At 39.0% G+C, this 13,922-nt stretch carries 16 protein-coding genes; 3 read left to right on the forward strand and 13 right to left on the reverse strand.

Features of this window, described 5'->3' with window-relative positions; all coding sequences use genetic code 11:
* The 13 genes from N8M09_RS04420 to N8M09_RS04480 form a co-directional block, all read right to left on the reverse strand.
* Complete coding sequence (locus N8M09_RS04420) at window positions 1-459, reverse strand: CtsR family transcriptional regulator (protein WP_261064093.1); 459 nt, start codon at window positions 457-459, stop codon at window positions 1-3.
* Between the two features lie 118 nt (window positions 460-577).
* Window positions 578-1,306, reverse strand: a complete 729-nt coding sequence (locus tag N8M09_RS04425; protein ID WP_261064094.1) for an ABC transporter ATP-binding protein — start codon at window positions 1,304-1,306, stop codon at window positions 578-580.
* On the reverse strand, window positions 1,306-2,313 hold the full coding sequence (locus N8M09_RS04430; protein ID WP_000754561.1) for an ABC transporter substrate-binding protein: 1,008 nt from the start codon (window positions 2,311-2,313) through the stop codon (window positions 1,306-1,308). The genes N8M09_RS04425 and N8M09_RS04430 overlap by 1 nt, the downstream gene beginning before the upstream one ends.
* A gap of 37 nt (window positions 2,314-2,350) precedes the next feature.
* Window positions 2,351-3,109 (reverse strand): ABC transporter permease, encoded by a 759-nt coding sequence (locus tag N8M09_RS04435; protein WP_161683551.1) that lies wholly within the window; start codon window positions 3,107-3,109, stop codon window positions 2,351-2,353.
* Complete coding sequence (locus tag N8M09_RS04440) at window positions 3,072-3,362, reverse strand: thiamine-binding protein (protein ID WP_261064098.1); 291 nt, start codon at window positions 3,360-3,362, stop codon at window positions 3,072-3,074. The genes N8M09_RS04435 and N8M09_RS04440 overlap by 38 nt, the downstream gene beginning before the upstream one ends.
* Before the next feature lie 255 nt (window positions 3,363-3,617).
* Window positions 3,618-4,739 carry a choline binding-anchored murein hydrolase CbpD gene (cbpD, locus tag N8M09_RS04445; RefSeq protein WP_261064101.1) on the reverse strand — a complete coding sequence of 374 codons (1,122 nt, stop codon included), beginning with the start codon at window positions 4,737-4,739 and terminating at the stop codon, window positions 3,618-3,620.
* 88 nt (window positions 4,740-4,827) lie between these two features.
* Window positions 4,828-5,094, reverse strand: a complete 267-nt coding sequence (locus N8M09_RS04450) for a Veg family protein (RefSeq protein WP_001278169.1) — start codon at window positions 5,092-5,094, stop codon at window positions 4,828-4,830.
* Between the two features lies 1 nt (window position 5,095).
* Window positions 5,096-6,448, reverse strand: a complete 1,353-nt coding sequence (dnaB, locus tag N8M09_RS04455) for a replicative DNA helicase (RefSeq protein ID WP_261064103.1) — start codon at window positions 6,446-6,448, stop codon at window positions 5,096-5,098.
* Between the two features lie 43 nt (window positions 6,449-6,491).
* Window positions 6,492-6,944 carry a 50S ribosomal protein L9 gene (gene rplI / locus N8M09_RS04460; RefSeq protein WP_000864214.1) on the reverse strand — a complete coding sequence of 151 codons (453 nt, stop codon included), beginning with the start codon at window positions 6,942-6,944 and terminating at the stop codon, window positions 6,492-6,494.
* Window positions 6,941-8,914 carry a DHH family phosphoesterase gene (locus N8M09_RS04465; protein WP_261064105.1) on the reverse strand — a complete coding sequence of 658 codons (1,974 nt, stop codon included), beginning with the start codon at window positions 8,912-8,914 and terminating at the stop codon, window positions 6,941-6,943. Before N8M09_RS04465 ends, rplI begins: the two co-directional genes overlap by 4 nt.
* 135 nt (window positions 8,915-9,049) lie before the next feature.
* Window positions 9,050-9,598: a ribosome hibernation-promoting factor, HPF/YfiA family gene (gene hpf, locus N8M09_RS04470; protein ID WP_261064107.1), complete on the reverse strand. Its 549-nt coding sequence runs from the start codon at window positions 9,596-9,598 to the stop codon at window positions 9,050-9,052.
* 79 nt (window positions 9,599-9,677) lie between these two features.
* The gene (locus N8M09_RS04475) at window positions 9,678-10,340 is read right to left on the reverse strand and encodes a ComF family protein (protein ID WP_261064109.1); all 663 of its coding nucleotides are present in this window, start codon (window positions 10,338-10,340) and stop codon (window positions 9,678-9,680) included.
* The gene (locus N8M09_RS04480) at window positions 10,337-11,635 is read right to left on the reverse strand and encodes an ATP-dependent helicase ComFA (RefSeq protein WP_261064113.1); all 1,299 of its coding nucleotides are present in this window, start codon (window positions 11,633-11,635) and stop codon (window positions 10,337-10,339) included. Before N8M09_RS04480 ends, N8M09_RS04475 begins: the two co-directional genes overlap by 4 nt.
* Window positions 11,636-11,690: 55 nt before the next feature.
* On the opposite strand from N8M09_RS04480, the gene N8M09_RS04485 reads away from it, so the two are divergent.
* From N8M09_RS04485 to cysK, 3 genes are all read left to right on the forward strand, one after another.
* Entirely contained in the window at window positions 11,691-12,326 is a 636-nt protein-coding gene (locus N8M09_RS04485) for a YigZ family protein (RefSeq protein ID WP_261064115.1), read from the forward strand.
* Between the two features lie 15 nt (window positions 12,327-12,341).
* On the forward strand, window positions 12,342-12,785 hold the full coding sequence (locus N8M09_RS04490; protein ID WP_261064118.1) for a PH domain-containing protein: 444 nt from the start codon (window positions 12,342-12,344) through the stop codon (window positions 12,783-12,785).
* Window positions 12,786-12,881: 96 nt separating this feature from the next.
* A complete protein-coding gene (gene cysK, locus N8M09_RS04495; protein WP_000029883.1) occupies window positions 12,882-13,808 on the forward strand; it encodes a cysteine synthase A in 927 nt (308 codons plus the stop codon).
* Window positions 13,809-13,922: the final 114 nt, after the last annotated feature.

Consider the following 13,922-nt stretch of genomic DNA (forward strand, 5'->3'; position numbering starts at 1 on the left):
TTACTTCCCTTTTCTATCTACCTCTTGTATGACCTGTCGTAGCATGTTTGCTCGAACAACTGGAGCTTCTTCTCCTAGAACGCGATCCAAAGCTACTGATACTAGCAAATTCATCTCCTGCTTGGTCATCAATTCCTGCTCAGCCAAAAGCTGGAGAATATCCTCATAAATTTCTTGACTGACCCGCTCACCAATTGAGTAAAGCAGCTCCCTAAGCATTTCATGATGACTAGAAAACTCAATCCGTCCTATACGAATGTAGCCTCCACCACCACGCTTACTTTCAACCAAGTAGCCTCTACTTTCCGTAAAGCGTGTCTTAATCACATAGTTAATCTGACTAGGAACAACCTGAAAAGTATCTGCCAACTGACTACGTTGCAACTCTACAATACCAGATTGATCTAAAATCGCCTTGATGTAGGCCTCAATATGATCCGATGTATTTTTAAATCTCATTACAAACCCACCTCTCTCTTTAAACCTTGACTATCTTTGACTATTATACCGAAATTTTCTCATTTTTAAAAGAAAAAGGACGCTGGTAAAGGATAATCTTCACCAACTCCCACTTTTTCTACTTATCTAAGCCTAATTCTACCAAGATTTGACGTTTGTAGGCAATCTTTTGAACTTCTTTGTCCTCATTTTCAGACCAATCTAGTTTAATTTCTGAAACAATCTGTCCAGGGCGATTTTTCAAGATATAGATGCGGTCGCTGAGATTGAGGGCCTCCTCGATACTATGCGTGATAATCAATGTTGTCAGTTGTAACTGCTTGTGAATCTCCAGATACCAAGCGTGGAGTTCCATCTTGGTCATCTCATCCAAGGCACTAAAGGCCTCATCCAAGAGAAAGAGCTTGTGCCCGAAAAGGTAGGTTCGGAGCAAGGCTACACGCTGACGCATCCCGCCACTGAGTTCATAAGGATACTTGTCCCGTACAGCTGTCAACTGGAAGGTCGCAAGAATTTCATCCGCGCGGGCAATGGCTTCCGCCTTATCCACCTTTTGAATCAAGAGGGGCAGAATGATATTACCAAGCACCGTCTTGTGCTCCAAGAGCAGATCCTTTTGCAACATATAACTCACGCGCCCCTTGGGATTTTCTTCACCATCAAGGACAATTCTCCCTGACTGAACTTCTAAAATCCCAGCGATTAGGTTAAAGAGGGTGGTCTTTCCAACACCACTTGGACCTAGGATAGAAACAACTTCTCCTGAAGTCACCTGCAGGTTGATGTCCTCTAAAATCCTATCTTGTCCGTAGGCATAACTGACGTGTTCTAGTCTTATTTCTGTCATTATTTCACAAATTCGTTGGTGAAGCCTTTGTCTGTCAAGTCTTCTTTAAGGATACCATTTTCTTTATCCCATTTGTAGAAGGCATTCCAGCGAGCTGCATCAAATTGACCCCATTTTTCCTTGTCGCTTGCGTATTCTTTTGACAAGTATTTTTGAGATTCGATGACAAAGTCACGTTTTTCCTGAAGTTCAGGTGCATTCTTGATGAGGATATCAGCTGCTTCTTCTGGATGCTCCATGGCATATTGGTAACCTTTTTTGATAGCTTGGATGACTTTACGTGCTTCTTCTTTGTTATCTTTCAAATAGTCGTTGTTGGCGATGATAACTGGTGAGTAGTAGTCAAATTCTTTAACGTAGTCTTTCAAGTACATGAAGTTAGCATCTACACCTTGAGATTTAGCAAGAATTCCATCCCATCCATAGTAGATCCATGCAGTATCAAATACTCCATTAGCAATCGGTGTGATAGAGTTTGAGTCGTTGTTTGGTACTTTTTCAACTTTTTCAAAATCTCCGCCTTGTGATTCTACCAAGGTTTTCAACATAGCAAGTTCAGTTGGGTCATTCCATGTACCATATTTCTTACCAACCAAGTCCTTTGGACTAGCTACATTGTCAGATTTACGAGAGATAATTCCTGATGTATTGTGCTCTACGATAGCTGCAACGGCAGTAATTCCTGCTCCTTTTTCCAATTTTTTAGCCATGTAGTCTTGGAAATAGACTGCAAATGGTGCCTTACCATTGATAACCAAATCAGAAGAACTTTCTTCTGGTGGCAATTTCAAATCAACATCCACTCCAGCTTCTTTGAAATAACCTTTTTCCTTAGCCACATAAAGCCCTGTGTGGTTGGTATTTGGTGTCCAGTCTAAGATAAAGTCGATTTTCTTAAGTTCTGCTTCCTTATTATCCTTAGAAGCAGTTCCTTGACCACAAGCTACAAGCACAACAGCTACAAGAGCTGTTAAAACAGTTAAAAACACTTTCCATGTTTTCTTCATTTCAATTTCCTCTTTTCTTTTTTGAAACATTCTTATCTCACGAACGTTTCCATTTAATAACATATTTTTCACTAATATCGACCAGCTTCATACCGAGAAGACTGATAATCGATACCAGAATAATAATAGCAAACATGGTATCATACTGAAACAGTTTCTTGGACTGAATCATGTAGACACCTAGACCCTCAAAGCCTCCCAACCACTCAGATACCACTGTTGTGATAAAGGCGTAGGAGACACTGACCCTCAGACCTGCATAAAAGTAAGGCAAGCTGACTGGGATTTTAAAATGCCACAGGATTTGCCAAGGCTTGGCCCGCATCAGACTAAACAAGGTCAGCATATCCTTGTCACAATGCCTAAAACCGTCCAAAATACTGACAATGATTGGAAAGGTTGTCGTCAAGATAATCAAGACAATCTTGGGCAAAATCCCATAACCTAGCCACAAGACCAGAATAGGGGCTATGGCAATGGTCGGAATGGTCTGAACAACCACCATCATAGGGTAAATCAGGTCATTGAGCCAAGTCAAACTATCCATAAGTACAGCCATGAGACAGGCAATCAAGACTCCCAAAATCAGTCCCAATAAAGCCACTCTCAAGGTCGCCCAGCTATGGTGCCAGAGAAATTCTCTATCACGAACAAAGGCCTGGAGAATTTCAAGAGGTGTCGGCAGGATAAACTTGGGGAGAAGTTTAAGAAAACCTGCTAACTGCCAGATTGACAAGACTCCTAGAAAGCCCAATAGACTAATGTGTCGTCTCAGTATACTTTTCAAGTTTCTCATCAATACTTAAAATCTCTCCTACATTTATTTTGACATTGGCAAAGACATTATCTGCCTCCTGTCCTGCCACCTCTAGCGCTTCTTTGAGAATGCGCATAAGCTCATCAAACTCCCCTTCCAAGACTGTTTCAAATGGTGTCACTACCATGGTCACTTCTTGAGCTTGCAGATAAGCAATGACCTGATCGATAACAGCAATCCGATTAATCCCCTGTGTTAGGGGTAAAACTTGCAAGGCAATGCTTGCTTTCATAAAAACCTCCTCTTCTCGTTTTCCTTTTTACAAAAAGAAAAACCTTTACCATATATGGAAAAAGGTCAAGAATAGACTAAGTATCGTTCCCTCCGCTGGCATTACCCAGATCAGGTGCGGTCGAAGTTTAACACTTCCTCTCAGACTGTACACAGACTCCCATATATTATATGGACATATGATAGCGCAAAATAAAAAAAATGTCAAGGAAACTGCTTACAGAAAAGAGCAGGAAAAATTTCCTACTCCAATTTTCTATACTCGTTCTCCATCACTATTTACTCTGTAGCCATCCACCGTCGTATTGACAGCTAAGGCACCTGAAGAGTAAGAATAATACCACTTACCAGAGACTTGATACCATCCTGTTTTCATTGCTCCTGAACTATCCAGATAATACCACAGACCATTTTCCTTTAACCAACCTGTCTGCATTTCACCAGATGATTTCAAATAATACCAGCTAGAACCGTCTTTCAACCAGCCCGTTGATTTAGAGCCATTTGATTTGAAATGATACCAACTACCATTTATTTTTTTCCAACCAACAGTCAGAACATCATTGGAACTACCTTCTGTTTGAATCTGCGATGACACAACCTCCTCTAACTGAATATAGCGACGACTTCCACTATAAGATATATAACTCAACCACTTGTACCCATCTTTTTCAAGTATCTGATCATAATGAACACTCTCACCTGGAGAATAATAGGCAATTGAAGTTGCACTAGCTAAAGGTTGATTTTTAATAGCTGCCTTATTCTTAAAATAATGTGTTCCTCCTGAAGAAGACAAAGGTTGACTATTGAATACGTTGCTACTACTTACGACATTCCCTCCATCCAAATCTTTAAAATGAATAAATCCTGCCATTGTATTCGCTTTTATAATTCGTTTATTGTAGGATCCTGTATAACCATAGTTGTATTCCTCAATTTCTATATTATCCCCCATTACATTTGAAACCCAAGCAACATGACCATATCCTCCTGCAGTAGACCAAGCAATAGATCCAATCGTTGGTACACTATCTACACGATAGCCTTCACGACGAGCACGATACCCCCATTCATTCGCATTTCCATAAGCTCCTGGAATCTCAAAACCATTGACACTACTCAAGCGAAAGGCTGCAAATGAAGTACACTGACGAGAGTACATGCGCCACTTATCAATTTCCTGACTCCCATTTTTATAGTAAGTAGGATAATCATCCCCACGCGCAATCGATCCATTTCCTCCAGAATAGGAATAGGCATATACACTATCACTCGCTACTAGCATCAATCCTACTGCTAAAAAAGGAACAACCTTTTTAACTGATTTTCTCAAAGAAAATCCTGTCTCTGTTACTTTGAATGGTAAAACTTTCATTCTTCCTCCTTGAAAAATAATATAAATCGAAGATTGCCTTCACTTAAACTATTCGGAGAAAAAAGAAAAAGTGAGAAAATTTCTCACTTTAGTCAAGATAATGAATCAAATTCTTTTCTGTAAGGATATCTGAGTAAGTAAAGGATTCAACGTAAACATTAGCTTGTTTATCTCCTTCAACGTTCCCAAATTCAACGATAAATAGGGATGGATAAACCTCAATTAGCTTACCCAATCTATTTTTTTGGCGCTTACGACCATTCTCCAAAGTCATTTCTACGACTTGTCCCTCATGTGCCTTGATTTCTTCTTTGATTTTTTTCATCTTGGCTACATCTGTAAATGCATCTGACATCTTATGCCTCCCTCTTTGAGATACTTGAAAATTTATTGTATTCTTTTTGGAAAATTAATTCCACCGTTCCACGAGCTCCACTACGGTTTTTCTCGATAATAACTTCTACCTTATTATTCGGTATGCCTTCCTCTTCTTCACCACCACGCTCATAGTAATCGTCGCGATAAAGAAAGGCTACGATATCAGCGTCCTGCTCAATAGACCCAGATTCACGAATATCAGACAAGACCGGTCTCTTATCCTGACGTTGTTCTACACCACGAGAAAGCTGACTTAGAGCGATTACTGGAACCTTCAGTTCCTTAGCTAAAATTTTCAACTGACGTGAAATTTCTGAAACCTCTTGTTGACGATTTTCCCGACCAGTTCCCGTGATAAGCTGCAAATAGTCTATTAAAATCAAACCAAGATTGCCCGTTTCTTGAGCCAGTTTACGAGAACGAGAACGAATCTCTGTAATCCGAATCCCTGGCGTATCATCGATATAGATACTTGCATTCGCTAGATTCCCTTGAGCAATGGTATACTTTTGCCATTCCTCATCAGTCAATTGACCCGTACGGATAGAATAGGATTCCACCAAACCTTCTGCAGCTAACATACGGTCTACTAGACTTTCCGCACCCATTTCGAGTGAAAAAATAGCAACTGTTTTGTCCAACTTAGTCCCAATATTCTGAGCAATATTCAAGGCAAAGGCTGTCTTACCAACCGCCGGACGGGCTGCTAGGATAATCAACTCCTCCTCATGAAGTCCAGTCGTCATATGATCCAAGTCACGATAGCCTGTCGCAATACCTGTAATATCGGTCGTTTGTTGCGAGCGAGCTTCCAGATTTCCAAAGTTGACATTCAACACATCTCGAATATTCTTAAATCCACTTCGATTAGCATTTTCGCTGACATCAATCAGGCCTTTTTCTGCCTGAGCAATGATTTCATCAGCTGGTTGCGAAGCCTCGTAAGCTTGATTGACAGACTCTGTCAACTTAGCGATTAATCGCCGTAACATAGCCTTTTCTGCAACAATTTTAGCATAATACTCCGCATTAGCAGAAGTTGGCACAGAATTGACAATCTCAACCAGGTAAGACAAGCCACCAATATTCTGCAAATCACCTTGATTATCAAGGATAGTACGAACCGTTGTTGCATCTATGGCATCCCCACGATCGGATAAATCGACCATAGCTTGGAAAATCAAACGATGGGCATACTTAAAAAAGTCTCGAGACTCAATATATTCTCGCACAAAAACAAGCTTGCTCTCGTCAATAAAGATAGCCCCTAAAACGGATTGCTCAGCTAAGATATCTTGAGGTTGTACTCGTAACTCTTCTACTTCTGCCATCAGACTTCCCTTCCTTTTACAATCTTGTCAAGAAAGTGTAAATTTACCCTTCTTTCACACGAAGATTGATCACACTTGTGATATCTTGATAGATTTTCACTGGTACATCAATCAAACCAACTGCTCGAATCGGAGCTTGTACTTGAATATGACGTTTATCAATCTTAATTCCAAATTGCTTTTGCAGTTCTTCTGCAATCTTCTTATTGGTAATTGAACCAAAGGTACGACCATCTGGACCAACTTTTTCAACAAATTCTACAACTGTTTCTTCTGCTTCTAGTTGGGCTTTAATTGCTTTTGCTTCTGCAATCATCTCAGCGTGAGCTTTTTCTTCAGATTTTTGTTTACCACGAAGCTCACCTACCGCTTGAGCAGTCGCTTCTTTGGCTAGATTCTTTTTGATAAGAAAGTTTTGCGCATACCCTGTTGGTACTTCCTTAATTTCGCCTTTTTTACCTTTTCCTTTAACATCTGCTAAAAAGATTACTTTCATTCTTCTTTCTCCTTTTCCTTTATTTCATTTAATACAATTTCTGTCAGTTTTTCACCTGCTTCTGACAAGGTTGAATCCTTAATTTGAGCTGCTGCCAAATTAAAGTGGCCTCCACCTCCCAGCTCTTCCATGATCCGTTGTACATTCAGTTTACTACGACTTCGAGCTGAGATAGAGATAAATCCTTGTGTATTCTTCGCAAGAACAAAACTCGCTTCAATACCTGACATAGCTAACATGGCATCTGCTGCCTTACTAATAACAACCGTATCATAGCATTTCGAGTCCTTAGCCTCTGCTATCAGTACATCTGAACCTAATTTACGTCCCTGTAAAATCAGTTCATTGACCTCACGATATTCTTCAAAATCTGTCGCAGCGATTTCTTGGATAGCAATACTATCACTTCCTCTCGTTCTGAGATAGCTAGCAACATCAAATGTCCGACTAGTCACTCGTGAGGTGAAATTTTTAGTATCCAGCATCATACCAGCCATTAAAACACTTGCTTGCATACGACTCAAACGATTTTTCTTAGAATTCTGGAACTGAATCAATTCCGTTACCAACTCACTGGCACTACTTGCACCACTTTCGATATAAGTAATAACCGCATTATCTGGAAAATCCTGATCCCTTCTATGGTGGTCAATAACAATAGTTTGGGTAAATAAATCATAAAATTCTTTCGATAAAGTTAAAGCTGTCTTTGAATGGTCTACAAGAATCAACAAAGAACGATTGGTTACCATCCCCATTGCATCCTTAACAGACAACAACTTCGTAACTCCTTCTTTTTCTAAGAATGAAACAGCTCGTTCAATATCCGGCGACATTTGTTCTTCATCATAAAGAGCATAACTATTTTCTGTTACATTACTAGCAAATAACTGCATACCTACAGCAGAACCCAAAGCATCCATATCAAGGTTTTTATGACCAACTACAAAAACCTGATCTACACTTCTAATTTTATCTGAAATAGCTGTCATCATAGCGCGCGTACGTGTCCTTGTACGCTTGATTGACGCCGCAGATCCACCACCAAAATAAACGGGATTTTTCGTTTCGTCATTCTCCTTGACAACCACTTGGTCGCCACCACGCACTTCAGCCAAGTTTAAGTTGAGCAATGCAACTTTCCCTATCTCATCATGATTTCCATCACCATAAGAAAATCCCATACTTAAGGTCAAGGGCAACTGTCTCTGTTTCGACTCTTCTCTGAAAGAATCAATAACAGAAAATTTATCGTTCATCAATCCCTCAAGCACCGTGTAGTCCGTAAATAGATAAAAGCGATCCATACTTACTCGACGGGAGAACATGGCATGTTTACCAGCAAATTCTGAAACAAAATTGGCTACAAAACTATTGATATGACTGATATCAGACTCCGATGTTTCATCTTCTAAATCATCATAGTTGTCAACGGAAACGATCCCAATCACAGGTCGACTCGTTACTAACTCAACAGTCGCTTCGTATTCTCCAGACACATCAAAGAAGTAAAGAACTCCAGACACCTTGTCCATATGAACCGAATAGCGGGTCTCACCCAAGGTAGCATAAGAACCTGGATTTCCTACCGATGCCTTGATAATTGTTTGAATTAATGCCACATCAATCTCGCCCACTTCATTAGTCAAAATCAATTCAGCATAAGGATTAAACCATTCAACTTCACCTGACGACAAGTCTAATTTAATAACTCCGACAGGCATCTGTTCTAACAAGGTTGTCAAACTTTCTTCAGCTTGGTGGTTTACATACTGGATTTGTTCTACTTCACTCCTTGAGTAGTAGTCTCTCTGATGGATGAATAGTAAAATATATGAACCCAAAATAAGTAGCAAAAGAAATAGCGTTACCAGTGTATTCGTTACAAAAACAAGTTGCACAGATAGCACTCCGAACGCCACTATTCCTAATATTAAGGGGAAAATAGGACTTACATAAAATTTTTTCATTCCAAACCTCTTGGCACCCATTATACCATAATAACCACCAAAAAGCGACTTTTTAAAAGTGTAATCAGTAATTCTATCAATTATAAGAAAAAGGAGGTTTACAATTCAGTAAACCTTCCTTTACACATATTGAAATTAAGATTCTTTAACTTCTAACAAACCAATTTCGCCATCCTCACGACGATAAATCACATTGGTTGTCTGATCTTCAACATCCACATAGATAAAGAAATCATGTCCCAACAAATCCATCTGTAGAATAGCTTCTTCCAAATCCATTGGTTTTAAATCAATTTGTTTTGAACGAACAACTCTAGATTGGACAACATTTGGATCTTCCACCAAAGCATCTGTAAATAATTGACTAGTTGCTACCTTAGTTTTATTTTTACGCTCGATTTTTGTTTTATTTTTACGAATCTGACGTTCAATTTTATCGGTTACAAGGTCAATTGAACCATACATATCTTGAGACACATCTTCTGCACGAAGAGTAATTGAGCCAAGCGGAATCGTTACTTCCACTTTAGCAGTTTTTTCACGATACACCTTCAAGTTAACTCGAGCATCCAACTCTTGTTCAGCTTGAAAATACTTTTCGATCTTTTCGAGTTTAGAAACTACATAATCACGAATTGCTTCTGTTACTTCTAGGTTTTCACCACGGATACTATATTTAATCATATGAGTACCTTCTTTCTAAACATTTTTGTTTTTCTGATTTCATTATAACGCTTTCATTTTATTTTTGCAAATTTTTTCCTCATCTTACAAGGGAAAATGTTTTCACATCCTCAGCACCCGCTTCTTCCAGCAGTCTCTTCACACGATTTATAGTTGTTCCAGTAGTATAAATATCATCTATAAGTAGGATTTTTTTAGGAATAGTGACTCCACTTTTAATAAAGAAAGGAAATTCTGTCTCCAAACGCTCTGAGCGACTTTTAGAAGAACTAGCTCGCTCTTCTCTCTTTTCTAATAAATCCAGATACGCAAAGCCTGCTGCATCAACTAAACCTTCAACCTGATTAAATCCTCTATCAGCATATCTATCAGGACTTAGGGGAATTACAACAAATTGATACTCTTTGTACTTTTTTAACTCCTCACTTAAAAATGAAGCGAACACTTTTCTTAAAAGGAAGTCTCCATCAAACTTATACCGACTGAAAAAATCCTTCATAGCTTGATTGTAAGTAAAAATCGCTCTATGACTGACTTCAACTCCTTCTTTACACCAAAATTGACAATCTTGACACTTCGTTGACAATCCTGTTTTCATACAGTTTGGACAGTACTCTTCTCCAATTCTCTCAAAAGTAGAATCACAATCTAAACAAAGACAGGAGACATCATTCTTCAGAAGTAAGAGACTACTGAAAGTTAAAACAGCCTTTATAATCTGCCCACATAACAAACACTTCATAGACCCGCCTCCTTATTCATCTGTTGAATTTCCTTAATTGCCTTCTTGATTGAAGTATTTAACCCATCATGGAAAAAAAGCAAATCTCCTGTCGGTCTGTCCATACTCCGACCGACACGTCCTCCAATCTGTATTAAACTAGACTTGGTAAACAGACGATGATTGGCCTCTACTACGAAAACATCCACACAAGGAAAGGTAACTCCACGCTCCAATATTGTCGTACTGATAAGTATTGTCAGTTCTCCATCTCGAAAAGCTTGCACCTGCTCTAATCGATCTTCCGTAACTGAAGACACAAAACCAATTTTCTCATGCGGAAATTCCTTCTGTAAGACTTCTTTTAATTGCTCCCCTTTCTTAATTTCTGAAGCAAAAATGAGTAACGGATAAGCTGTCTTTCTCTGATTCTTAATATAAGTCTTTAACTTTGATGACAAACGATTCTTATCCAAATAGCGATTAAAATCCGATAACCAAACTGGCTTAGGAATAATCAATGGATTTCCATGAAATCGTCTAGGCAAACTCAACCTTTTTAATTCTCCTAAACGAACCTTCCTATCTAACTCATCGGTAGAAGTCGCTGTTAAAAAGATTCTCAAGCCATTCTCCTTTACACTATTCTTGACAGCATGGTAAAGCGTGGGATTGTCAACATAAGGAAAGGCATCTACTTCATCCACTATCAGCAAATCAAAAGCTTGATAAAACTTCAATAACTGATGGGTCGTCGCAACAACTAGTGGTGTTCGAAAATACGGCTCTGATTCTCCGTGTAGTAAAGATATCTCGCAAGCAAAATCATCTTGCAGGCGCTTGTACAGCTCCAAACAAACATCTATGCGAGGACTGGCCAAACACACTGCACCACCCCTATTAATCACCTTAGCCACAACTTGATAAATCATTTCTGTCTTTCCAGCCCCTGTCACCGCATGAACTAAAGTTGGCTCTTGCTTCTCTACTGCTCGAATCAGTCCCTCTGACACCTTCTCTTGAAAAGGAGTTAATTGACCACGCCATTTAAGAACATCTTGCTTCGGAAAATCCTCCTGTGGGAAATAGTATAAAGCTTGATCACTCCTGACTCGCTTCATAATTAAGCACTCCCGACAATAGTAAGCACCAATGGGCAAATACCATTCTTCTAGAATAGTACTATTACAACGTTGACAGAAAAGTTTCCCCTTCTCCTTTCTCATTGCTGGAAATTTCTCCGCCAACTGACGTTCCTCTTCTGTTAATTCATTCTCCGTAAACAAACGACCGAGATAATTTGGATTTACTTTCATACTTCTTTATTCGTAAAAACTAGCACTTTAGATGATTTTTTAGTACAATTAAATCATGGAATTTAGAACAATTAAAGAGGACGGACAAGTCCAAGAAGAAATCAAAAAATCCCGCTTTATCTGTCATGCCAAGCGTGTTTATAGCGAAGAAGAGGCTCGTGACTTCATTACTGCCATCAAGAAAGAGCACTACAAAGCTACGCATAACTGCTCTGCCTTCATTATTGGAGAACGTAGTGAAATCAAACGAACAAGTGATGATGGTGAGCCTAGTGGTACTGCTGGCGTTCCCATGCTAGGGGTACTAGAAAATCACAACCTCACCAATGTCTGTGTGGTAGTGACACGCTACTTTGGTGGCATTAAACTAGGCGCTGGAGGACTGATTCGTGCTTACGCCGGCAGTATTGCCTTAGCTGTCAAAGAAATTGGCATCATTGAAATAAAGGAACAGGCGGGCATTGCTATTCAAATGTCTTACGCTCAGTATCAAGAGTACAGTAACTTCCTTAAAGAACATAATCTCATGGAGCTGGATACAAACTTTACAGATCAAGTCGATACGATGATTTATGTTGATAAAGAAGAAAAAGAAACTATTAAAGCTGCACTTGTAGAGTTTTTTAATGGAAAAGTCACTTTAACTGATCAAGGTTTACGCGAAGTTGAAGTTCCTGTAAACTTAGTGTAAACAAAGGAGAGAAATATGGCATTTGGAAAGTTCATTCAAGGACTCGCTGGTAACTTTAGCGAGCAAAACAAAGAAACTCTTATCAAAGAATATGGACAATATTTACTAGAAAACGAAGAAATTCAAAGTGGATATAAACTTATTCGTGACTCAATTATATTTACCAATATACGTATTATCTTTACAGATAAACAAGGCGCTACTGGTCGTAAGATGTCTATTAAATCAATCTTTTTGATGAACATTGTTAACGTTGAAATGGAAACTGCGGGAGCAGGTATAGATGATAGTGAAATTACTATTACTTATTTAGAAAATATCTTTCTAAAAGCACATAATGAACATTTTAGTGTTCACAAATTTGAATTCCCTAAGAAAACAGATATCGTTCCACTTTATACATATTTACTAGAATTAGCCTATCACAATCGCTTAAAAATTAATAGCTTAGACCTATGATATAAAAAAATCCTATCGCTTCGATAGGATTTCTATATTTTACAAATGGTATAGATAGCGTTATACTAGAGATATCTTATACAAAGAGGTATTCATATGTCTATTTATAACAACATTACTGAATTAATCGGTCAAACTCCGATTGTTAAACTCAACAACATTGTGCCAGAAGGTGCTGCAGATGTCTATGTAAAACTTGAAGCATTTAACCCTGGTTCTTCTGTAAAAGACCGTATTGCTCTTAGCATGATTGAAAAAGCTGAACAAGATGGTATTCTGAAACCTGGTTCTACTATTGTTGAAGCAACAAGTGGAAACACTGGTATTGGACTTTCATGGGTAGGGGCTGCTAAAGGGTATAAAGTTGTTATCGTTATGCCTGAAACTATGAGTGTGGAACGACGTAAGATTATCCAAGCCTATGGTGCTGAACTCGTCCTTACTCCTGGTAGCGAAGGAATGAAAGGTGCTATTGCTAAGGCTCAAGAAATCGCTGCTGAACGTGATGGTTTCCTTCCTCTTCAATTTGATAACCCAGCAAATCCAGAAGTACACGAAAGAACAACAGGAGCTGAGATACTAGCTGCTTTCGGTAAAGATGGATTAGATGCCTTTGTTGCTGGAGTTGGTACCGGTGGAACGATTTCTGGTGTTTCTCATGCACTCAAATCAGCAAATTCAAACATTCAAGTTTATGCAGTGGAAGCTGATGAATCCGCCATTCTATCTGGTGAAAAACCTGGTCCTCACAAAATTCAAGGTATCTCAGCTGGATTTATTCCTGATACACTTGATACAAAGGCTTATGATGGTATCGTTCGTGTAACATCAGATGATGCTCTTGCACTCGGACGTGAAATTGGTGGAAAAGAAGGCTTCCTTGTAGGGATTTCCTCAGCTGCAGCTATCTACGGAGCCATCGAGGTTGCCAAAAAATTAGGTACAGGTAAAAAAGTCCTTGCTCTAGCACCAGATAACGGTGAACGTTATCTCTCTACAGCACTCTATGAATTTGAAGTTTAGTCTCCTAAATACAATTGGCCCTTATTATAGGGCTTTTTGTTTTTACCTTGAAAATAGGAAGCTCTCCCTATAGGGATCGACTGCATAGAAAAAAGGAAGCAAATTTACTTCCTT

This window comes from Streptococcus mitis (genome assembly GCF_946190375.1).
Classification (GTDB): domain Bacteria; phylum Bacillota; class Bacilli; order Lactobacillales; family Streptococcaceae; genus Streptococcus; species Streptococcus mitis_CJ.